17 protein-coding genes are annotated in these 21412 nt (G+C 61.2%); 9 read left to right on the forward strand and 8 right to left on the reverse strand.

Annotated features, from left to right (window positions below; genetic code table 11):
* The first annotated feature begins 563 nt into the window (after window positions 1-563).
* The 4 genes from dnaA to gyrB are packed head-to-tail and all read left to right on the forward strand — an operon-like array spanning window position 564 to window position 6780.
* Window positions 564-2090 carry a chromosomal replication initiator protein DnaA gene (gene dnaA / locus CCOS191_RS00005; protein ID WP_046853564.1) on the forward strand — a complete coding sequence of 509 codons (1527 nt, stop codon included), beginning with the start codon at window positions 564-566 and terminating at the stop codon, window positions 2088-2090.
* Window positions 2091-2130: 40 nt separating this feature from the next.
* Window positions 2131-3234 (forward strand): DNA polymerase III subunit beta, encoded by a 1104-nt coding sequence (gene dnaN, locus CCOS191_RS00010; RefSeq protein ID WP_046853565.1) that lies wholly within the window; start codon window positions 2131-2133, stop codon window positions 3232-3234.
* Between the two features lie 17 nt (window positions 3235-3251).
* Entirely contained in the window at window positions 3252-4355 is a 1104-nt protein-coding gene (gene recF, locus CCOS191_RS00015) for a DNA replication/repair protein RecF (protein ID WP_046853566.1), read from the forward strand.
* Between the two features lie 4 nt (window positions 4356-4359).
* Window positions 4360-6780, forward strand: coding sequence for a DNA topoisomerase (ATP-hydrolyzing) subunit B (gene gyrB / locus CCOS191_RS00020; RefSeq protein ID WP_046853567.1), 2421 nt, complete (start codon window positions 4360-4362; stop codon window positions 6778-6780).
* 116 nt (window positions 6781-6896) lie between these two features.
* On the opposite strand, the gene CCOS191_RS00025 is transcribed toward gyrB, so the two are convergent.
* From CCOS191_RS00025 to CCOS191_RS00035, 3 genes are all read right to left on the reverse strand, one after another.
* The gene (locus tag CCOS191_RS00025) at window positions 6897-7268 is read right to left on the reverse strand and encodes a helix-turn-helix domain-containing protein (protein WP_046853568.1); all 372 of its coding nucleotides are present in this window, start codon (window positions 7266-7268) and stop codon (window positions 6897-6899) included.
* A 6-nt stretch (window positions 7269-7274) separates the two neighbouring features.
* Window positions 7275-7577: a type II toxin-antitoxin system HigB family toxin gene (locus CCOS191_RS00030; protein WP_046853569.1), complete on the reverse strand. Its 303-nt coding sequence runs from the start codon at window positions 7575-7577 to the stop codon at window positions 7275-7277.
* Between the two features lie 73 nt (window positions 7578-7650).
* Entirely contained in the window at window positions 7651-8949 is a 1299-nt protein-coding gene (locus CCOS191_RS00035; RefSeq protein ID WP_046853570.1) for a sigma-54 interaction domain-containing protein, read from the reverse strand.
* A 244-nt stretch (window positions 8950-9193) separates the two neighbouring features.
* Between CCOS191_RS00035 and CCOS191_RS00040 the strand changes: the two genes are divergently transcribed.
* From CCOS191_RS00040 to CCOS191_RS00050, 3 genes are read left to right on the forward strand one after another with little or no spacing between them, the layout of a single operon-like run.
* Window positions 9194-10078 (forward strand): MBL fold metallo-hydrolase, encoded by an 885-nt coding sequence (locus CCOS191_RS00040; RefSeq protein WP_046853571.1) that lies wholly within the window; start codon window positions 9194-9196, stop codon window positions 10076-10078.
* 41 nt (window positions 10079-10119) lie between these two features.
* Window positions 10120-11397, forward strand: a complete 1278-nt coding sequence (locus CCOS191_RS00045; protein WP_046853572.1) for an NAD(P)/FAD-dependent oxidoreductase — start codon at window positions 10120-10122, stop codon at window positions 11395-11397.
* Entirely contained in the window at window positions 11394-12212 is an 819-nt protein-coding gene (locus CCOS191_RS00050; protein ID WP_046853573.1) for a sulfite exporter TauE/SafE family protein, read from the forward strand. Before CCOS191_RS00045 ends, CCOS191_RS00050 begins: the two co-directional genes overlap by 4 nt.
* On the opposite strand, the gene CCOS191_RS00055 is transcribed toward CCOS191_RS00050, so the two are convergent.
* The gene (locus CCOS191_RS00055; RefSeq protein WP_046857656.1) at window positions 12201-13088 is read right to left on the reverse strand and encodes a LysR family transcriptional regulator; all 888 of its coding nucleotides are present in this window, start codon (window positions 13086-13088) and stop codon (window positions 12201-12203) included. The genes CCOS191_RS00050 and CCOS191_RS00055 overlap by 12 nt on opposite strands.
* A gap of 253 nt (window positions 13089-13341) precedes the next feature.
* Between CCOS191_RS00055 and CCOS191_RS00060 the strand changes: the two genes are divergently transcribed.
* Window positions 13342-14991: a GMC family oxidoreductase gene (locus CCOS191_RS00060; protein ID WP_046853574.1), complete on the forward strand. Its 1650-nt coding sequence runs from the start codon at window positions 13342-13344 to the stop codon at window positions 14989-14991.
* Between the two features lie 96 nt (window positions 14992-15087).
* On the forward strand, window positions 15088-16707 hold the full coding sequence (locus tag CCOS191_RS00065; RefSeq protein ID WP_046853575.1) for an MFS transporter: 1620 nt from the start codon (window positions 15088-15090) through the stop codon (window positions 16705-16707).
* A 278-nt stretch (window positions 16708-16985) separates the two neighbouring features.
* Here CCOS191_RS00065 and CCOS191_RS00070 read toward each other — a convergent pair whose 3' ends face one another.
* The 4 genes from CCOS191_RS00070 to glyQ form a co-directional block, all read right to left on the reverse strand.
* Window positions 16986-17756 carry a lysophospholipid acyltransferase family protein gene (locus tag CCOS191_RS00070; protein ID WP_046853576.1) on the reverse strand — a complete coding sequence of 257 codons (771 nt, stop codon included), beginning with the start codon at window positions 17754-17756 and terminating at the stop codon, window positions 16986-16988.
* 65 nt (window positions 17757-17821) lie between these two features.
* Window positions 17822-18349 (reverse strand): D-glycero-beta-D-manno-heptose 1,7-bisphosphate 7-phosphatase, encoded by a 528-nt coding sequence (gmhB, locus tag CCOS191_RS00075; protein ID WP_046853577.1) that lies wholly within the window; start codon window positions 18347-18349, stop codon window positions 17822-17824.
* Window positions 18350-18353: 4 nt separating this feature from the next.
* A complete protein-coding gene (gene glyS, locus CCOS191_RS00080) occupies window positions 18354-20408 on the reverse strand; it encodes a glycine--tRNA ligase subunit beta (RefSeq protein WP_046853578.1) in 2055 nt (684 codons plus the stop codon).
* Window positions 20405-21352, reverse strand: a complete 948-nt coding sequence (gene glyQ, locus CCOS191_RS00085) for a glycine--tRNA ligase subunit alpha (RefSeq protein ID WP_023629852.1) — start codon at window positions 21350-21352, stop codon at window positions 20405-20407. The genes glyS and glyQ overlap by 4 nt, the downstream gene beginning before the upstream one ends.
* Window positions 21353-21412: the final 60 nt, after the last annotated feature.

Below are 21412 nucleotides of genomic sequence, written 5' to 3' on the forward strand. Positions count from 1 at the left end.
CGGAAGGGCCCCCTTTTTAAGAGATCGGCGATTCTAGAGAAAGCAAGGCAATAGGTCAATTTCCAACCAGCCATTCCTTATGGAAGGTCGAATCAGGGTAGATCGAATCTCCCTCGAATGATGACCGTTTGCCCGCGTGGACAAAACGCAGGCAAACAGAAAAAACAAAGAGGCATATAAAAAGCTTTTTTGAAGAACTTATAGATCTTAGCTGGACAACCTTCTGTGGATAAGCCTACCAAGGCCACGTTTTACAAGCTGTACAGAGCTTCACAACCTTGTCGGTAAAGGGTGCTCTGTCTGTGCGGGCCATGAGGACAACCTGTGGGCTGAATCGGTGTTTATCCACAGAGGTTTTATCCACAGAGCTCAGTCCGGGGTTGTGCATAGCCCACAGGTGCCGTTATCCACAGGGCTTATCAACACCGCTTGAGTGATGTAACCGTCAATTTTTGGCAGTTTTACCGTGATCGCGGTCGCCAGCACGTGTGGATAACTGGCCGCCTGCCCGGTACAATGGCGGTTTGTTTTGCCTCATCCGGCTTTCAACTCAGGGGATATCCGTGTCAGTGGAACTTTGGCAGCAGTGCGTGGAGCTTCTGCGCGATGAACTGCCTGCCCAGCAATTCAACACCTGGATCCGTCCGCTACAGGTCGAAGCCGAAGGCGACGAGTTGCGCGTCTATGCGCCCAACCGCTTCGTGCTTGATTGGGTCAACGAGAAGTACCTTGGCCGCCTGCTCGAACTGCTGGGTGAACAGGGCAGCGGCATTGCCCCTGCGCTTTCCTTGTTGATCGGTAGCCGTCGCAGCTCCGCAGCGCGTGCTGCCCCCAACGCACCTGTCAGCGCTGCCGTTGCCGCGACCCTTGCGCAGCAGACGCAGGCGCAGCCGTCGGTGGCTGCGGTGCAGCATGCAAATGCTCCAGTGGCTGAGCCTGCGCAGATCGCCGAGGTCGAAGAGCCTTCGAGCCGCGACAGCTTCGACAGCATGAGCGACACCACCACGGCGCCGAAGGTCAACGGGCGTACCGAGCAGCGCACGGTGCAGGTCGAAGGTGCCTTGAAGCACACCAGCTACCTGAACCGTACCTTTACCTTCGAGACCTTCGTCGAGGGTAAATCCAACCAGCTGGCCCGTGCCGCGGCCTGGCAGGTCGCCGACAACCCCAAGCATGGTTACAACCCGCTCTTCCTTTATGGGGGCGTGGGCCTGGGTAAGACCCACTTGATGCACGCTGTGGGTAACCACCTGCTGAAAAAAAATCCGAATGCCAAGGTGGTCTACCTGCATTCCGAGCGCTTCGTGGCCGACATGGTCAAGGCGCTGCAGTTGAACGCCATCAACGAGTTCAAGCGTTTCTACCGCTCGGTCGATGCGCTGTTGATCGATGACATTCAGTTCTTCGCCCGCAAGGAGCGCTCGCAGGAAGAGTTTTTCCACACCTTCAACGCCCTGCTCGAGGGCGGCCAGCAGGTGATCCTCACCAGTGACCGCTATCCGAAGGAAATCGAAGGCCTGGAAGAGCGCCTGAAGTCGCGTTTTGGCTGGGGGCTGACGGTCGCCGTCGAGCCGCCGGAGCTGGAAACCCGCGTGGCCATCCTTATGAAGAAGGCCGACCAGGCCAAGGTCGAGTTGCCGCACGATGCCGCCTTCTTCATCGCCCAGCGCATCCGCTCCAACGTGCGGGAACTGGAAGGCGCCCTGAAACGGGTGATTGCCCACTCGCACTTCATGGGCCGCGACATCACCATCGAGCTGATCCGCGAGTCGCTCAAGGACTTGTTGGCGCTGCAGGACAAGCTGGTCAGTGTGGATAACATCCAGCGCACGGTGGCCGAGTACTACAAGATCAAGATCTCCGATCTGTTGTCCAAGCGTCGCTCGCGCTCGGTGGCGCGGCCACGGCAGGTGGCGATGGCGTTGTCGAAAGAGTTGACCAACCACAGTCTGCCGGAGATCGGCGACATGTTCGGCGGCCGCGACCACACCACCGTGCTGCACGCCTGCCGCAAGATCAATGAATTGAAGGAATCCGACGCGGACATCCGCGAGGACTACAAGAACCTGCTGCGTACACTGACGACCTGATGGCCGTCTGCGCAGCTATTTGAAGGCAAGGGACTAGACCATGCATTTCACCATTCAACGCGAAGCCCTGTTGAAACCCCTGCAACTGGTCGCAGGCGTCGTCGAGCGCCGCCAGACCTTGCCGGTTCTGTCCAACGTCCTGCTGGTCGTGCAAGGCCAGCAGCTGTCGTTGACCGGTACCGACCTGGAAGTCGAACTGGTTGGCCGCGTACAGCTGGAAGAACCGGCTGAACCGGGCGAGATCACCGTCCCGGCGCGCAAGCTGATGGACATCTGCAAGAGCCTGCCCAGCGATGTGCTGATCGACATCAAGGTCGACGAGCAGAAGTTGCTGGTCAAGGCCGGCCGCAGCCGTTTCACCCTTTCCACTTTGCCGGCCAATGACTTCCCGACCGTGGAAGAAGGCCCAGGCTCGCTGACTTGCCAGCTTGAGCAGAGCAAACTGCGCCGCCTGATCGAGCGCACCAGCTTCGCCATGGCCCAACAGGACGTGCGCTACTACCTCAACGGCATGCTGCTGGAAGTATCCCCCGGCACCCTGCGTGCCGTGGCCACCGATGGCCATCGCCTGGCACTGTGCGCCATGCAGGCACCGATCGACCAAGCTGATCGTCATCAGGTCATCGTGCCGCGCAAAGGTATCCTGGAGCTGGCGCGCCTGCTGACAGACCCGGAGGGCATGGTCAGCATCGTTCTGGGCCAGCATCACATTCGTGCCACCACCGGTGAATTCACTTTCACCTCCAAGCTGGTGGACGGCAAGTTCCCGGACTACGAGCGCGTTCTGCCTAAAGGTGGCGACAAGCTGGTAATCGGCGACCGTCAGGCACTGCGCGAAGCGTTCAGCCGCACCGCGATCCTGTCCAACGAGAAGTACCGCGGCATTCGCCTGCAACTGGCCGCTGGCCAGCTGAAGATCCAGGCTAACAACCCAGAACAGGAAGAGGCGGAAGAAGAAATCAGCGTCGACTACAGCGGCAGCTCGTTGGAGATCGGTTTCAACGTCAGCTACCTGCTGGACGTGCTGGGTGTCATGACTACGGAGCAGGTGCGCCTGATTCTGTCGGACTCCAACAGCAGCGCCCTGTTGCAGGAAGCCGGCAATGACGACTCGTCCTACGTTGTCATGCCGATGCGTCTGTAACCCCCGTAGCAGGCGACATGTCCCTTCGACGTCTCTCGGTCACCGCGGTGCGCAACCTGCACCCGGTGACCCTCACACCCTCCCCTCGCATCAACATCCTTTACGGCGCCAACGGCAGCGGCAAGACCAGCGTGCTCGAAGCTGTGCACCTGCTCGGTCTTGCGCGCTCGTTCCGCAGCACCCGGTTAAACCCGGTGATCCAGTACGATCAGCCGACCTGCACGGTGTTCGGCCAGGTCGAATTGGCTGAGGGCGGTATGAGCAACCTTGGTGTGTCGCGGGAGCGCCAGGGGGATTTCACCATTCGCATCGATGGACAGAACGCGCGCAGCGCCGCGCAACTGGCAGAGATGCTGCCGTTGCAGTTGATCAATCCGGACAGCTTCCGGCTGCTCGAAGGTGCGCCCAAAGTGCGCCGGCAGTTCCTCGATTGGGGCGTGTTCCACGTGGAACCCCGCTTCATGGCCACCTGGCAGCGCCTGCAGAAGGCCCTGCGGCAGCGGAACTCATGGCTGCGGCATGGTACACTGGACGCCGTTTCGCAAGCCGCCTGGGATCGAGAGTTATGTCTCGCCAGTGCGGAGATAGATGAATACCGTCGCAACTATATCAAGGCCTTGAAGCCTGTCTTCGAGCAGACCCTGAGCGAACTGGTCGAACTGGACGGGCTGACCCTGAGCTATTACCGAGGCTGGGACAAGGACCGGGAACTCAATGAAGTTCTCGCCGCCTCTCTCCTCCGCGATCAGCAGATGGGCCACACCCAGGCCGGGCCACAGCGTGCTGATCTGCGCCTTAGATTGGGCGCGAACAATGCGGCCGACATTCTTTCGCGTGGGCAGCAGAAGTTGGTGGTCTGCGCCCTGCGCATTGCACAGGGGCACCTGGTCAGCCAGGTTCGTCGCGGTCAGTGTATTTATCTGGTGGATGACTTGCCGTCCGAGCTGGACGAGCAGCACCGCCGCGCCCTGTGCCGCTTGCTTGAAGAATTGAACTGCCAGGTGTTCATTACCTGTGTAGACCACGAATTTCTGAGGGAAGGCTGGCAAACGGAAACGCCAGTTGCCTTGTTCCACGTGGAACAAGGCCGTATCACCCAGACCCACGACCATCGGGAGTGAAGGCATGAGCGAAAATCAAACGTACGACTCCTCCAGCATCAAAGTGCTGAAAGGGCTGGATGCCGTACGCAAACGTCCCGGCATGTACATTGGCGACACCGATGACGGCAGCGGCCTGCACCACATGGTATTCGAGGTGGTCGACAACTCGATCGACGAAGCCCTGGCCGGACACTGCGATGACATCACCGTCATCATTCACCCGGACGAATCTATCAGCGTCCGTGACAACGGCCGTGGTATTCCGGTCGATGTGCATAAAGAAGAAGGCGTTTCTGCGGCCGAGGTCATCATGACCGTGCTGCACGCCGGCGGTAAGTTCGATGATAACTCCTACAAGGTGTCCGGCGGTCTGCACGGTGTAGGTGTATCGGTAGTGAACGCACTGTCTGAACAGCTGGTGCTCACCGTTCGTCGTAGCGGCAAGATCTGGGAACAGACCTACGTCCATGGTGTGCCCCAAGCGCCGATGGCTGTGGTGGGTGACAGCGAAACCACCGGTACCCACATTCACTTCAAGCCTTCGGCTGAAACTTTCAAGAACATTCACTTCAGCTGGGACATCCTCGCCAAGCGTATCCGCGAGCTGTCGTTCCTGAACTCCGGCGTCGGTATCCTGCTGAAGGATGAGCGCAGCGGCAAGGAAGAGTTCTTCAAGTACGAGGGTGGCCTGCGTGCGTTCGTTGAGTACCTGAATACCAACAAGACTCCGGTCAACTCCCAGGTCTTCCACTTCAACGTCCAGCGTGAAGATGGCGTGGGTGTTGAGATTGCCCTGCAGTGGAACGACAGCTTCAACGAAAACCTGCTGTGCTTCACCAACAACATTCCCCAGCGCGACGGTGGTACCCACCTGGTCGGCTTCCGCTCCTCGCTTACCCGTAGCCTGAACAGCTACATCGAGCAGGAAGGCCTGGCGAAGAAGAACAAGGTTGCCACCACCGGTGACGACGCCCGTGAAGGCTTGACCGCGATCATTTCGGTCAAAGTGCCGGATCCGAAGTTCAGCTCGCAGACCAAGGACAAGCTGGTTTCCTCGGAGGTGAAGACCGCCGTGGAACAGGAGATGAACAAATACTTCGCCGACTTCCTGTTGGAAAACCCCAACGAAGCCAAGGCCGTGGTCGGCAAGATGATCGATGCCGCACGTGCCCGTGAAGCGGCGCGTAAAGCGCGTGAGATGACTCGTCGCAAAGGCGCCCTGGATATCGCTGGCCTGCCGGGCAAACTGGCCGACTGCCAGGAGAAGGACCCTGCCCTTTCCGAACTGTACCTGGTGGAGGGTGACTCCGCGGGTGGTTCGGCCAAGCAAGGCCGTAACCGTCGCACCCAGGCGATCCTGCCGCTGAAGGGCAAGATCCTCAACGTCGAGAAGGCACGCTTCGACAAGATGATCTCCTCGCAGGAGGTCGGCACGCTGATCACCGCACTGGGCTGTGGCATCGGTCGCGAAGAGTACAACATCGACAAGCTGCGCTATCACAACATCATCATCATGACCGATGCTGACGTCGACGGTTCGCACATCCGTACCTTGCTGCTGACCTTCTTCTTCCGTCAGCTGCCGGAGCTGGTCGAGCGCGGCTACATCTACATCGCCCAGCCACCGCTGTACAAGGTGAAGAAAGGCAAGCAGGAGCAGTACATCAAGGACGACGAGGCCATGGAAGAATACATGACCCAATCGGCCCTCGAAGATGCCAGCCTGCACCTGGATGAAGCAGCGCCAGCAGTATCTGGTGTCCAGCTACAAGCACTGGTAAACGAGTTCCGCGGTGTGATGAAAACGCTGAAGCGTCTGTCACGCCTGTATCCGGAAGAGCTGACCGAGAACTTCATCTACCTGCCTAAAGTTACTGTCGAGCAATTGGCTGACAAGGCGCAGATGGATGAATGGCTCAAGGCGTTCCAGCAGCGCCTGGACAACAGCCAGCGTTCTGGTTTGGCCTACAAGGCTGACTTGCACGAGGACAAGGAACGTAATATCTGGCTGCCAGTGGTGGAAACCACGTCCCACGGCTTGGCCAGCTACGTCACCTTCAACCGTGATTTCTTCGGCAGCAATGACTACCGCAGCGTCGTCGCTCTCGGCGAAAACCTCGGTACATTGTTGGGCGAAGGTGCCTACGTTCAGCGCGGTGAGCGTCGCAAGGCGGTCACCGAGTTCAAGGAAGCCCTCGACTGGCTGATGAACGAGAGCACCAAGCGTCACACCATCCAGCGATACAAAGGGCTGGGTGAGATGAACCCGGATCAGCTGTGGGAAACCACTATGGACCCGACCGTGCGCCGCATGCTCAAGGTAACCATCGAGGACGCTATCGCCGCCGACCAACTGTTCAACACCCTGATGGGTGATGCGGTCGAGCCACGTCGCGACTTCATCGAAAGCAACGCGTTGTCGGTGTCCAACCTGGACTTCTGATCAGTTGTCGTTGGGCACATCAAAGTGCCGTGAATGAAAACCCCGGCCTTCGTGCCGGGGTTTTTCTTTAGGTGTGCGTAGCTTTCTTGTGCGGTTCACAATCTGTATGAACAGCTTCAAGCCGCTTTCACTGGTTTGATCAGGCTTTCAGCTGGTATGCCGAACAGATCGTGCAGCTTCCAGATCATAGGGAGCGTCAGCGAGCGCTTTCTATTCAGTACCTCATAGACACGATTCGTCTTGCCAATGGCCGGTACAAGATCGGCTGCTGTAAGGCCTGATTGTTCCATTCGGAATTTGATGGCTTCTATCGGGTCTGGCAGGTCTACCGGAAAATTCTTTGCTTCGTAAGCTTCGATCAAGGTGATCATCACTTCAAAAGCGTCACCCTCGGCAGTTCCAGGCTGAGGCTCATTCTCGAACAGTGGAGCGAGCTCCTTGAGTGCTGCCCGGTATTCATGGTCGGTACGGATTGGGCGGATATTCATATTGGGTCACTCCATCTCCACAGTATTTGCGTCGATCTTGTCGTACGCCTTGTGGGTACCAATAAATTTAATGTAGACAGCGCCAAACTGATAGGCAATGGCTACCACTAGCCTGTAGTCATTGCCCTTGATATTGAACACGACCCGTCTGCTTTTCAGGATGCTCGCGTTTCGGTACTGAGTTTTGATCGTATCCGGGTTAACCCATGTAGCTTTCCGGGCTTCATCGACCCAGGCGCGCAATGGCTGTTCACAGTCCGGATGGATTTCCCAAAAGGATTTCAGTTGGCTAATGGCGATGATCTTCATGATTTTCAGTGTAGTCCCAAGATGGGACTATGTGCAACGACGGTTTAGCGCCAGAATGTTTCACGTGGAACATTCACAGCCCGAGGGTTTTGAGTCGTCGATACAGCGTGCGCTCACTCATGCCCAGATGTGCTGCCAGCTCGTTACGTGATCCTTTGAAAGTCTCCAAGGCATGCGCCAGCTCGGCCATTTCATTGCGTCCGCGACGGCCGAAATGACTCTGATCTGATACTGGATGGATGTCTTCGGGTAGATGTTCCGGACGAATGAAACCATCATCGGCAAACAGCCGGGCCCGTTCCAGGATGTTCCTGAGCTCGCGAATGTTGCCTGGGAAGGTATGCAGGTTGAGGCGCTCAAGGGCTTCGGCGGTAATCTTGGGCGCGTGCTTGCCGGCCATGCGTTGCAGCAGGCTCTCACAGAGCAGCGGCAAATCCTCGGCTCGCTCACGTAGTGACGGCAGGCGAATCGGGAATCCGCTGATGCGGTAATACAGGTCTTCGCGGAACGTCCCTTCTGCCGCCATCTCTTTCAATGGCTTGTGCGTAGCGGAGACCAGACGGAAATCTGAATGGACCGTGCGCGTGCTGCCGACCGGACGGAAGCTTCCGGACTCGATCAGACGTAGCAACTTCACCTGCATGGCCAGCGGCACCTCACCGATCTCGTCGAGGAACAAGGTTCCCCCGTGAGCCGCTTCTGCCAGGCCGATCTTGCGCTGGGTCGCGCCGGTGAAAGCCCCCTTCTCATAACCGAACAGTTCACTTTCGAACAGCGACTCGGTCAGCCCGGTGCAGTCCACCACCACCAAGGGGCCATTGGCTCGTGGGCTACCCAGGTGCAAGGCCCGGGCGAACAGCTCCTTGCCCGTCCCGGATTCACCCTGGAGCAAGACCGGGATCTGCGCGGGGGCGGCACGTTGCAGACTGGAAACGGCGCTCTTGAAGGACGGAGCCCGGCCAACCAGACCCTGTTGTTGAGGTTGCGCCGATGCCAGGGTGACGCTGGTCAGCCGCTCGACGAACGCCACCACCCTGCCCTCGTCGTCGAGGATCGGACGCAGCTCTACATCCACATGTTCCGGCCCGCGCGGAGTGTGATGGATGTGCAGCACACGCTCGGGCACCTTGCTGTCCAACGACTTGCGCAGCGGGCAGTGTTCACCCGCCTGGTCGCAGGGAACGGCATAGTGATGGGAAACCCGATGGCACTTATCGCCGATTGGCGCGTGCTCCTCATTGCCGAACTGGCGACGGTAGGCGGCGTTGGCGGCGAGGATGTTGTAGTCGGTGTCCAGCACGATGCTGGGCAGCACATCGTGTTCAAGGTATGACACCAGCGCGATGATCGCGGGATGGGAAGCGGCTAGCATGACAGCACCAGAGGAAGGACCTGGCGAGCGTAGCAAGGACTGCCAAACACTGCCATCGACTGACAGTCGACTGCCAGGAACTGTCACCTTTGGGTTGCTGAAATGACGGCTGCTGCGTGCCCTTCGCGGCACGAGACCGTTCCTGCAGGGGCAACGCGCCTATCTGAAAGGCTGGCATGCATCTTGATAAAGCACCTCCCACTGCCTATGCCTTCAAGGAGGCTTGGGACAACTGGAGAGTGCAATGATCATCGGCAACAACCTTCACGTTGAAGAGTTCTTCGACAAGGCGACCTGGACCATCAGCTATCTGGTCATGGATGGCGAGACGCGGCAATGCGCGCTGATCGACAGCGTGCTGGACTACGACCCCAAGTCCGGGCGTACCTGCACCGATTCGGCGGACAAGCTGATCGCCCGCGTCAAGGCGCTGGATGCCAAGGTGCAATGGATCTTGGATACCCATGTGCACGCCGACCATCTGTCCGCGGCGGCCTACCTCAAGGCCCGGCTGGGCGGCAGCATCGCGATCGGTGCGCAGATCACTCAGGTACAGAAAGTCTTCGGCACCCTGTTCAACGCTGAGCCGGGCTTTGCTCGCGACGGCAGCCAGTTCGACGTTCTGTTCGAAGATGAAGAAGGATTCCGCATTGGCAACCTGCATGCCCGTGCCCTGCACACCCCTGGGCATACCCCGGCGTGCATGAGCTATATGATCGAGGATGCGGGTGAGACCGCCGTGTTCGTCGGCGACACCTTGTTCACTCCTGACTATGGCACCGCCCGTTGCGACTTCCCGGGCGCCAGCGCAAGAACCCTGTACAAGTCGATCCGTCGCCTGCTCGCCTTCCCGGACCAGACCCGGCTGTTCATGTGCCACGACTACCTGCCTGGTGGCCGTGAGCTGCGCTTCGTCACCACCGTGGCTGAGCAACGCGCCGACAACATCCATATTCATCAAGGGGTCAGCGAAGACAGCTTCGTGCAGATGCGCGAAGCGCGTGACAAGACCCTCGACATGCCCGTGCTGATCTTGCCGTCGGTGCAGATCAACATGCGCAGCGGGCAATTCCCCGAACCTGAAGAAAACGGTGTGAGCTATCTGAAGATCCCGCTGAACAAGCTGTAAGTCACGCCGTACCCATAACGAGATTTCCAAGGAACACCGCCATGCCTGCCCTGCCCCCTGCCGATTCCTCCCGTGCCGACCACCACAAGGTGGTGATCATCGGCGCCGGTGCCGCCGGTATCGCCACCGCCTCCAGCCTGATCGCCCGTGATCCTTCGCTGGATATTGCCCTGATCGACCCCGCCGATGTGCACTACTACCAGCCCGGCTGGACCATGGTCGGTGCCGGTGTGTTCAAGGCGTCGAGTACCGCCCAGACCATGGCCGCCACCCTGCCCCGCGGTGTGCGCTGGATCAAGGCGCGGGTGGACGGCTTCGATCCCCAGGGCCAACTGGTGCTGCTCGAGGGTGGTCGCGCTGTCAGTTATGAACAGCTGGTGGTCTGCCCGGGCTTGAAGCTCGATTGGAATGCCATCGAAGGCTTGAGTGAGACCCTCGGGCGCAACGGCGTCACCTCCAACTACCGCTATGACCTGGCACCCTATACCTGGCAACTGGTGCAGGACGTCAAGCAGGGGCGCGCCCTTTTCACCCAGCCGCCGATGCCTATCAAGTGCGCCGGGGCGCCGCAGAAGGCGCTGTACCTGTCGTGTGACCACTGGCTGCGCAGCGGCCACCTGGGCAACGTGAGGGCCAGCTTCTTCAATGCCGGCGCGGTGCTGTTCGGTGTGCCGGATTATGTGCCGGCGCTGATGAGCTACATCGACAAGTACGGCGTCGACCTGAACTATCAGTATCGCCTAACGGCGGTGGATGGCGCGAACAAGCGCGCTACGTTCGTGCGCACCCTCCCCGATGGCACTACCGAGACCCGCGTCGAAGCCTTCGACATGCTGCATGTGGTTCCGCCCCAGGTGGCGCCTGATTTCATCCGCCAGAGCCCACTAGCCGACGCGGCGGGTTGGGTGGACGTCGACCCGCACACCTTGCGCCATCGCCAGTTTGGCAATATCCATGCCCTGGGCGACGTGGCCAACACCACCAACGCCAAGACCGCCGCCGCCGCCCGCAAGCAGGCACCGGTGGTGGCCAACAATGTGCTGGTGGCGCTTGGTCGGCTCGCAACCCTCGCGCAATACGATGGTTATGGTTCCTGCCCGCTGACGGTGGAGCGCGGCAAGATCGTCCTGGCCGAGTTCACCTACGGCGGCAAGCTGGCACCGAGCTTCCCGCGTTGGCTGCTCGATGGCCGCAAGCCAACCCGCCTGGCCTGGCTGCTCAAGGCGCAGATCCTGCCGCCGCTGTACTGGAAAGCCATGCTCAAGGGCCGCGAGTGGCTGGCCCGGCCACAACCTCTGGTGGTCGAGGCGCAACAGTGATCGAGCACCAACTGCTGGGCGCCGGGCTTGGCGCGATCATTGGTGCGGTGTTGGCTTTGACCGGCGCCGGTGGCGGCATCCTCGCGGTGCCGCTGCTGGTGTTCGGCTTGGGGCTGAGCATGGTCGAGGCGGCTCCGATCGGCTTGCTGGCCGTGGGGTTGGCGGCGGCAGTCGGTGCGGTACTCGGCCTTCGCCAGGGGCTGGTGCGCTACCGGGCGGCCTTGTTCATCGCGCTGATCGGGATTGCCTGCGCGCCGTTCGGCCTGATGCTTGCCCATCGTGTGCCCAACACACCGTTGGCCTTGGCCTTCGCCGGGGTGCTGGTGTACGCCTGTTCGCGGATCTGGCGCAAGGCAGCACGTGAGCTGCGTGGCGAGTCACCCTGCGGTGAACGGGAGATCATGCCTTGCGTGCTCAACCCGTTGCAGGGGCGTTTGCGCTGGACCCTGCCCTGCGCCCGCGCGCTGGCGTTTACCGGAATGCTTTCGGGGTTGCTGTCTGGCCTGTTGGGCGTCGGTGGCGGCTTCGTGATCATTCCTGCCTTGAACCGCTACACCAACCTGAACATGCAAAGTATCGTCGCCACCTCGCTGGCGGTGATCGCCCTGGTGTCCACTGGCAGTGTGGTCAGCGCCAGCGTGGCGGGTGTGATGCATTGGTGGGTCGGCGCACCGTTCGCCGCAGGGGCGGTGCTGGGCTTGCTGCTGGCGCGGCCGTTGGCTAGCAAACTTGCCGGCCCGCGCCTGCAGCAGCTGTTCGCCGTGGTGGGCTGCGGCGCTGCCGTGCTGCTCGCCGGCAAGGCGCTACTCGGCTAGCAACTCATCCTGTTCGGCGGCGCACAGCGCCAGCAGGTAGTCCCACACCACGCGCAGGCGCACCGACTTGTGCAGCTCGCGGCGAGTGCAGATCCAGTAGCTGCGCTGGATGGTCTCGCCGGGCAGCACGCGTACCAGCTTCGGATCGTGGCGGGCCATATAGTTGGGCAGCACGGCGATACCCAGCCCGGCCTGGGCGGCGTGTTGCTGGGCGATCACGCTGGTGCTGCGGAACACCACGTTGGGCGCTCGGCAGAAGCTGTTGAGGAACAGCAGTTCCTGGCTGAACAGCAGGTCGTCGACATAACCGATCCAGTTGTGCCGGGCCAGATCTTCACGTGTGTCGAGCGGTGGCGCTTGATTCAGGTATTCCTGGCTGGCGTACAGGGCCAGGCGGTAGTCGGTGAGCTTGCGGGTGATCAGCAGGTCAGCGTTGGGTCGTTCCAGGTGGATGCTGATCTCGGCTTCGCGGTTGAGGATACTCACGAACCGCGGCACCGCCACCAGTTCCACCTCCAGCCCCGGGTAACGCTGGAACAGTGCCTTCATGCGCGGAGTGAAGAACATGATGCCGATGCCTTCGGTCACGCCAAGGCGGATCTTGCCCAGCGGCGTGATGGCCTGGGTGATCTCTTCCTGCGCCAGCAAGGCGACGTTCTCCATGGCTTCGGCATGCTTGAGCAGGGCCTGGCCCGAGGGGGTGAGCTCATAACCCTGGGCGTGCTGGACGAACAGCGCGGTACCCAGGTGCTTCTCGATGCTCTCGATATGCCGGGCCACGGTGCTGTGGGTGGTGTTGAGGCGCTTGGCGGCGCTAAGCAGGCGGCCGCTGCGCTGCAACTCGAGGAAAAACCGCAGATCGTTCCAGTCGAACATGCTGATCCCTTGGCTGTTCATTGGCCGACGATTCACTGTAGGAGCGGCTTTAGCCGCGATCATCCGCGAAGCGGATGCCAAGCACCGCGGAGGCTGCATCGCGGCTGAAGCCGCTCCTACAGGATTTGCGCCGATCATGACTCCGGCGCTGTGCTAAAACGCACAACGGCTGCGCGAAATCTCGTGTTTCCTCCGCGAAATTAATCAATAAGATGGATCGGGACAAGAATAATAATCAGGCGCGAGGTTGCACATGCCATCAGCCGATTCTGTCTACGACTATGTGGTCGTGGGTGCCGGTCCCGCCGGTTGCCTGCTGGCCAATCGCTTGTCCGCCGATCCATCCTGCCGCGTGTTGCTGCTCGAGGCGGGTGGCCGTGACAACTATCCCTGGATTCATATCCCCGTTGGTTACCTCTACTGCATCGGCAATCCACGTACCGACTGGTGCATGAAGACCGAGGCCCAGCCTGGGCTGAACGGGCGTGCCCTGGGCTATCCACGGGGCAAGGTGCTGGGTGGCTGTTCATCCATCAACGGCATGATCTACATGCGCGGCCAGGCCGCCGACTACGACCGTTGGGCCGAGCAAGGCAACGAGGGCTGGGCATGGAAGGATGTGCTGCCGCTGTTCAAGGCCAGCGAGAGCCACTATGCCGGTGCCAGTGACAGCCATGGCGCCGACGGCGAGTGGCGGGTCGAGCAGCAGCGCTACAGCTGGCCGATCCTCGATGCCTTTCGCGATGCGGCCGAACAGAGTGGCATCGCCAGGATCGACGACTTCAATACAGGCGATAACGCCGGCTGTGGATACTTTCAGGTCAACCAGCGCAGCGGTGTGCGCTGGAACTCGGCCAAGGCATTTCTCAGGCCCATTCTCAAGCGCCCGAACCTGACCGTGCTTACCGGCGTGCAGGTCGACCAGGTGTTGCTCGGCAACACCCGCGCCCGGGCTGTAAGGGCGCTGTGGCAAGGTGCATGGCATGAGTTCGCGGCACGCCGCGAGATTATTCTCTGCGCAGGTTCGGTCGGTTCACCCGGTATCCTGCAGCGCTCGGGGATCGGCCCACGCAAACTGCTCGAAGGGTTGGGCATCGCCGTGCGCCACGACATGCCTGGCGTCGGTGGCAACTTGCAGGACCATCTGCAACTGCGGTTGATCTACCAGATCCAGAACACGCGCACCCTCAACCAGATGGCCAACAGCCTGTGGGGCAAGCTGGGCATGGGCCTGCGCTATGCATACGACCGCAGTGGACCACTGGCCATGGCGCCGAGTCAGTTGGGTGCCTTCGCCCGTTCGAGCCCAGAGCAAGAGACCGCTAATCTTCAGTATCACGTCCAGCCCTTGTCGCTGGAGCGCTTCGGCGAGCCGCTGCACCGGTTTCCGGCCTTTACCGCGTCGGTATGCAACCTGCGCCCGGCTAGCCGTGGGCGTGTTGATATCCGCTCGACGGACATGAATGCCGCGCCGCTGATCGACCCCAACTACCTCAGCGCCCCCGAGGACCTGCGCGTGGCCGCCGACGCCATCCGCCTTACCCGGCGCATCGTCCAGGCCCCTGCCCTGGCCGCCTTCGAACCCCGCGAGTACCTGCCAGGCCCTGCCCTGCAGAGCGAAGAAGACCTGCACCAGGCCGCCGGTCAGATCGGCACCACCATCTTCCACCCGGTGGGTACCTGCCGCATGGGCAGTGGTGCGCTCGATGTTGTGGATAACCAGCTGCGCGTGCATGGCATTCCGGGCCTGCGTGTGGCGGATGCCTCGATCATGCCGCAGATAGTCTCCGGCAATACCTGTTCACCCACATTGATGATTGCCGAAAAGGCGGCACAACTGATCCTCAAGGGGGCCAACACTCAGACCAACCTCAGCGACAGCAACGCGATACCGACGCCCTGACCCGGGTGTGTGCAACAGCGGCAGCGCGGTCAGCGGCTGCCGGCAGTGGAACAACAAGAATAATCACTGTGGCCCCAAGGGCCGAGGACAGCAACGATGTCGGATTACATCCAGGAACAGGGTGCGGTGGCGAGCAGCCCGAGCCGCCGTGAGGAACGCAAGATCATTTTCGCGTCATCCCTCGGGACAGTGTTTGAGTGGTATGACTTCTTTCTCTATGGCGCCTTGGCGGCGGTGATCAGCAAGCAGTTCTTTGCTGGCGTCAACGACACCACCGCCTTCATCTTCGCCTTGATGGCCTTCGCCGCCGGTTTCCTGGTGCGCCCGTTCGGCGCCTTGGTGTTCGGCCGTCTGGGGGACATGATCGGGCGCAAGTACACCTTCCTGGTGACCATCGTACTGATGGGCCTCTCGACCTTCGCCGTCGGTCTGCTGCCCACCTATGCCAGCATCGGTATCGCCGCGCCGATTATCCTCGTGGTACTGCGCATGCTCCAGGGACTGGCGCTGGGCGGTGAATACGGCGGTGCGGCCACTTACGTGGCCGAACACGCTCCGCCCGGCAAGCGCGGTTTCCATACCGGCTTCATCCAGTCCACCGCCACGCTCGGCCTGCTGTTGTCGTTGATCGTGGTCCTGGCCAGTCGCTACATCAGCGGCGATCAGTTCGAGACCTGGGGCTGGCGTCTGCCGTTCCTGCTATCGATTGTCCTGCTGGCGATCTCCACCTGGATCCGCATGAGCATGCACGAGTCGCCGGCGTTCGTGAAAATGAAAGCCCAGGGCAAGATAAGCAAGTCGCCGATCCGCGAATCGTTCACCTCCTGGCCGAACCTCAAGGTGGTCCTGACCGCGCTGTTCAGCATCAACGCTGGGCAAGCTGTGACCTTCTACACCGCACAGTTCTACGTGCTGTTCTTCATGACCCAGATGCTCAAGATGGACCCGGCACAGGCCAATACCCTGTTGATCATCAGCGTGGTGATTGGCGCGCCGTTCTTCGTGTTCTTCGGCTGGCTGTCGGACCGTATCGGGCGCAAGCCAATCCTCATGGTCGGCCTGCTGCTGGCCACCGTGTGCTACTTCCCGATGTTCAAGGCGCTGAGCCATTACGCCAACCCGCAGATCGACGCCGCCAGCCGGGAAGCGCCCATCGTCGTCAGCGCCAACCCGCAAGGCTGCACCTTCCAGTTCGACCCGGTGGGCAAGGCCCGTTTCGACAGCCCCTGCGACAAGGTAAAGACCTTCCTGGTCAAACAGGGTCTGCCCTACAGCTCGGTCGAGGCTGCCGGCAGCGAAGTGCAGGTGAGCATCGGTGACAAGACCATCAACGGCTTCGACGAGGCGGCCATGCGCAGCGCCATCGAAGCGGCTGGCTATCCGGCCAAGGCCGACCCGGCGCATGTGAACCAGGTGATGGTGGTGGTGCTGATCGTTGCCATGATCCTGATCGCCACCATGACCTACGGGCCACTGGCGGCGGTAATGGTCGAACTGTTCCCCACGCGGATCCGCTATACCTCGATGTCCCTGCCCTATCACATCGGCAACGGCTGGTTCGGTGGTTTCCTGCCAACGGTGTCGTTCGCGTTGGTGGTGTATACCGGGGATATCTTCTATGGACTGTGGTATCCGGTGCTGATCACCGGGGTGAGTCTGGTGGTGGGGATCTTCTGCCTGAAAGAGACCAAGGACGTGGATATCGACAAGGTCTAGGCAGTACAGATGACACTGCGTGGGAGCGGGCTTGTCCCGCGATACCGGCGCAGCCGGTGCCATCCATCGCGGGGCAAGCCCGCTCCCACGTACTCGCTGTACCACCATCAAACGAGCACAAAAAAACCGGCGTAAAAGCCGGTTTTTTTATAGCGCGAAAAAACTTATGCACGATTTTAGCAAAAACGTCATACATGGAAATAAACAGCTAATTCAACCACTTAGCATGTATTCACGATCATCCATGCAAAACTTGCTAACAAGTTATCCACAGATCGTCAGGCTGGCTGCTGCTCCGGGTTTTCCGCCAGCGGCGGCAGTGAACCCATGGCTCGCTGGGTCGCTTCGTTCCAGGCCTGGGCGCGGTCGTTCAGCTCGGCGATGGCACGTGGGCCAGTGCCCACTGCATACATCGGTTCACCGATCACCACCTCGATAGTTCCAGGGCGCTTGCCCCAGCCTTCACGCGGCCAGAACTTGCCGGCGTTGTGTGCAATCGGCAGTACCGGCAGGCCGGCGTTGACCGCCAGGGCGGTACCGCCGCGGGAGAACTTGCCGATCTGGCCATGGGGCACGCGGGTGCCTTCGGGGAAGATCAGCACCCAGGTGCCTTGCTTGAGCAGCTCGTCGCCCTGGCTGGCGACCTGGCGCAGCGCTTCCTTGGGGTTCTTGCGATCGATGGCGATCGGCCGCAGCATGGCCATGGCCCAACCGAAGAACGGCACGTACAGCAGTTCGCGCTTGAGCACCTGGCTAAGCGGCGAGAAATACGCGGAGAGCAGGAAGGTTTCCCAGGTGCTCTGGTGGTTCGACAGGATCACGCAGGGTACTTTCGGCACGTTCTCGGCACCGGTGATCTTGTAGTCGATGCCCAGGATCGTGCGCACCAAAAACAACGCACAGCGGCACCAGTACACGTTGATGAACTTGTAGCGCTTGGGGAACGGCAGGAAGGGCGCGACGAAGAAGCTCAGCGAGCACCACAGCAGCGAACTGGTGCCCAACAGCAGGTAAAAAAGAAAGATTCTGATCGCCTGCAGGATCGACATAGTGGCATGTACCGTTGCGGGGCGTGCCCGCCTAATGAAAAGTGCGCCGTTCCTGGCGCACTCATTTAAATAAGTTCTCTGGCGATGGCTGCCAGATCGTCGAAAATCAGTGTAGTTTGCGGGACGCCTTTTTCCAGGGTCCTCTCGCCCTTGCCGGTTTTTACCAGCACGGGTTGTGCATCGACGGCCAAGGCCGCCTCCAGGTCACCTTTGCTGTCGCCAACGAACCACACGCCGGCCAGGGGCACCTGGTAATGCTCGGCAATGGTCCGCAGCATGCCGGGCTTGGGTTTGCGGCATTCGCAGCCCTCGTCCGGGCCGTGCGGGCAATGCACGATCAGGCCGACCTCGCCGCCCTGCTCGGCCACCAGCGCGCGCAGGCGCGCATGCATGGCCTCGAGGGTTTGCAGCGGGTAGTAGCCGCGGGCAATGCCGGACTGGTTGGTGGCAATAGCCACCGTCCAGCCCGCCTTGCTCAACTGCGCGATGGCCTCGATCGAGCCGGGAATGGGGATCCACTCCTCCAGCGACTTGATGTAGGCGTCGGAGTCGTGGTTGATCACTCCGTCTCGATCAAGAATCAGCAGTTTCAACGACTCACCCCAGCAGCGAGATATCGGCCACGCCCAGGAACAGACCGCGCAGGCGGCTGAGCAGGGCATAACGGTTGGCGCGTACCTTGGCGTCCTCGGCGTTGACCATCACCGCCTCGAAGAAGGCGTCGACCGGGTCACGCAGGGCAGCCAGGCGGGCCAGGGCTTCGCTGTACTGGCGGGCGGCCGCCATCGGTTGCACGGCCTGGTCGGCCTGCTGGATGGCCGAGTACAGGGAGAACTCGTTGGCGTTGTCGAAGTACTTCGGCTCGACCTGATCGGCAATGGCGCCTTCGGCCTTGCCCAGCAGGTTCGAAACGCGCTTGTTCGCCGCCGCCAGGGCTTCGGCTTCCGGCAGCTTGCGGAAGGCCTGCACGGCCTGCACGCGCTGGTCGAAGTCCAGCGCCGAGCCCGGCTTCAGGGCACGCACCGACAGGTAGGTGGAGACGTCGATGCCTTCGTCCTCATAGCGCGCGCGCAGGCGGTCGAAGACGAACTCCAGTACCTGCTCGGACAGGCCGGCGGCCTTGACCTTGGCACCGAACTGCTTGACCGCGAACTCGACCGCGACATTAAGGTCCAGGTCGAGCTGCTTCTCGATCAGGATACGCAGCACGCCGAGGGCGGCTCGGCGCAGGGCGTATGGGTCCTTGCTGCCGGTGGGCAGCATGCCGATGCCGAAGATGCCGACCAGGGTGTCGAGCTTGTCGGCGATGGCCACGGCGGCACCGGTGAGGGTCTGCGGCAGCTCGGCGCCAGCGCCGCGCGGCATGTACTGCTCGTTCAGCGCCAGGGCGACGTCTTCCGGCTCGCCATCGTTGAGGGCGTAGTAGTAGCCGGCAATACCCTGCATTTCAGGGAATTCGCCGACCATTTCCGAGGCCAGGTCGCACTTCGACAGCAGGCCGGCACGACCAGCGTTGGCGGCGCTGCCACCGATGTACGGGGCAATAAAGGCGGCCAGCTTGGAGACGCGCTCGGCTTTTTCGAACACGGTACCCAGCTGAGCCTGGAACACCACGTTCTTCAGGCGCTCGTTGAAGCTTTCCAGGGGCTGCTTCTTGTCCTGTTTGAAGAAGAACTCGGCGTCGGTCAGGCGCGGGCGCACGACCTTCTCGTTGCCCTGCACGATCTGCTTGGGATCACGGCTCTCGACGTTGGCCACGGTGATGAAGCGCGGCAGCAGCTTGCCTTCGCTATCCAGCAGGCAGAAGTACTTCTGGTTGTCCTGCATGGTGGTGATCAGCGCTTCCTGCGGCACCTCGAGGAAACGCTCCTCGAACGAGCAAACCAGCGGCACCGGCCACTCGACCAGGGCGGTTACTTCGTCCAGCAGCGCCGGCGGCACGATGGCCGTGCCTTCCTGCTGCATGGCCAGCTCCGCGGTGCGCTTGCTGATCAGCTCGCGACGCTCGGCAAAGTCGGCAAGCACGTGGGCCTTGCGCAGGTCCTCGACGTAGTTGGCCGGGGTGGTGATGAGTACGTTTTCCGGGTAGTGGAAGCGGTGGCCACGGGATTCGCGGCCGGCCTTCTGGGCCAGGATGGTGCAGTCGACGACCTGATCGCCCAGCAGCATCACCAGCCACTGGGTCGGGCGCACGAACTCTTCACGGCTGGCGCCCCAGTGCATGCGCTTGGGGATCGGCAGGTCGTTGAGCGAATCCTCGACGATGGTTGGCAGCAGGCTGGCAGTGGCCTTGCCCGGAATGTGCTGGGAGAAGCGCAGCTTCGGGCCGCTCTGGTCGATGTCCGACAGCTCGACGCCGCACTTCTTGGCGAAGCCCAGGGCGGCCTGGGTCGGCTGGCCTTCGGCGTTGAATGCGGCCTGCACGGGCGGGCCGTCGATGTTGATGCTGCGGTCCGGCTGCTGCACATCCAGCTGGCGGATCAGCACGGCCAGGCGGCGCGGCGCGGCGTAGACCTGCTTGCCGGTGTAGTTCAGGCCGGCGGCCTGCAGGCCTTTCTCGATGCCGGCGAGGAAAGCATCGCCCAGCGTGGCCAGGGCCTTGGGTGGCAGCTCTTCGGTGCCCAGTTCAACCAGGAAATCTTGAGCACTCATTGTGCAGCCTCCAGCTTAGCCAACACTTCGTCACGCAGTTCAGGGGTGGCCATCGGGAAGCCCAGGCGTGCGCGAGCTTGCAGATAGCTTTGCGCCACGTCCCGGGCCAGGGTACGTACGCGCAGGATGTAGCGCTGGCGCTCGGTCACCGAGATGGCGCGGCGGGCGTCCAGCAGGTTGAAGGTGTGCGAGGCCTTCAGGACCATTTCGTAGGTCGGCAGCGGCAGGTCCAGCTTGATCAGGCGGTTCGCTTCGCTTTCGTAGAAGTCGAACAGTTCGAACAGCTTCTCGACGTTGGCGTGCTCGAAGTTGTAGGTCGACTGCTCCACTTCGTTCTGGTGGAACACGTCGCCATAGGTGACCTTGCCGAACGGGCCGTCGGCCCACACCAGATCGTAGACCGAGTCCACGCCCTGGATGTACATGGCCAGGCGCTCCAGGCCGTAGGTGATTTCACCAGTGACCGGGTAGCACTCGATACCGCCGACTTGCTGGAAGTAGGTGAACTGAGTCACCTCCATGCCATTCAGCCAGATTTCCCAGCCCAGGCCCCAGGCGCCGAGGGTTGGCGATTCCCAGTTGTCTTCGACGAAGCGAATGTCGTGAACCAGCGGGTCGATGCCGATGGCCTTCAGCGAGCCGAGGTACAGCTCCTGGAAGTTCGCCGGGTTTGGCTTGAGCACCACCTGGAACTGATAGTAGTGCTGCAGGCGGTTGGGGTTTTCGCCATACCGCCCGTCGGCAGGGCGACGGCTGGGCTGCACATAGGCGGCGTTCCAGGTCTCCGGGCCCACGGCACGCAGGAAGGTAGCGGTGTGGAAAGTGCCGGCGCCTACTTCCATATCGTAGGGCTGAAGCACCACACAACCTTGAGCTGCCCAGTAGTTCTGCAGGGCGAGGATCAGGTCTTGGAAGGTACGCACGGCTGGCGTAGGCTGGCTCACGAAATTCACCTGTATCTGGGGATGCGGATGTAAAGAGCGGGAGTATACCCGATTCGCCTC

The organism is Pseudomonas sp. CCOS 191, from assembly GCF_001007005.1.
GTDB classification, from domain to species: Bacteria; Pseudomonadota; Gammaproteobacteria; order Pseudomonadales; family Pseudomonadaceae; genus Aquipseudomonas; species Aquipseudomonas soli.

What these genes read in the sequence shown, in the direction of transcription:
- dnaN (WP_046853565.1), top strand. Translation starts at nt 2,131, where the DNA reads ATGCATTTCACCATTCAACGCGAAGCCCTGTTGAAACCCCTGCAACTG.
- recF (WP_046853566.1), top strand. Translation starts at nt 3,252, where the DNA reads ATGTCCCTTCGACGTCTCTCGGTCACCGCGGTGCGCAACCTGCACCCG.
- gyrB (WP_046853567.1), top strand. Translation starts at nt 4,360, where the DNA reads ATGAGCGAAAATCAAACGTACGACTCCTCCAGCATCAAAGTGCTGAAA.
- CCOS191_RS00025 (WP_046853568.1), bottom strand. Translation starts at nt 7,268, where the DNA reads ATGAATATCCGCCCAATCCGTACCGACCATGAATACCGGGCAGCACTC.
- CCOS191_RS00030 (WP_046853569.1), bottom strand. Translation starts at nt 7,577, where the DNA reads ATGAAGATCATCGCCATTAGCCAACTGAAATCCTTTTGGGAAATCCAT.
- CCOS191_RS00035 (WP_046853570.1), bottom strand. Translation starts at nt 8,949, where the DNA reads ATGCTAGCCGCTTCCCATCCCGCGATCATCGCGCTGGTGTCATACCTT.
- CCOS191_RS00040 (WP_046853571.1), top strand. Translation starts at nt 9,194, where the DNA reads ATGATCATCGGCAACAACCTTCACGTTGAAGAGTTCTTCGACAAGGCG.
- CCOS191_RS00045 (WP_046853572.1), top strand. Translation starts at nt 10,120, where the DNA reads ATGCCTGCCCTGCCCCCTGCCGATTCCTCCCGTGCCGACCACCACAAG.
- CCOS191_RS00055 (WP_046857656.1), bottom strand. Translation starts at nt 13,088, where the DNA reads ATGTTCGACTGGAACGATCTGCGGTTTTTCCTCGAGTTGCAGCGCAGC.
- CCOS191_RS00060 (WP_046853574.1), top strand. Translation starts at nt 13,342, where the DNA reads ATGCCATCAGCCGATTCTGTCTACGACTATGTGGTCGTGGGTGCCGGT.
- CCOS191_RS00065 (WP_046853575.1), top strand. Translation starts at nt 15,088, where the DNA reads ATGTCGGATTACATCCAGGAACAGGGTGCGGTGGCGAGCAGCCCGAGC.
- CCOS191_RS00070 (WP_046853576.1), bottom strand. Translation starts at nt 17,756, where the DNA reads ATGTCGATCCTGCAGGCGATCAGAATCTTTCTTTTTTACCTGCTGTTG.
- glyS (WP_046853578.1), bottom strand. Translation starts at nt 20,408, where the DNA reads ATGAGTGCTCAAGATTTCCTGGTTGAACTGGGCACCGAAGAGCTGCCA.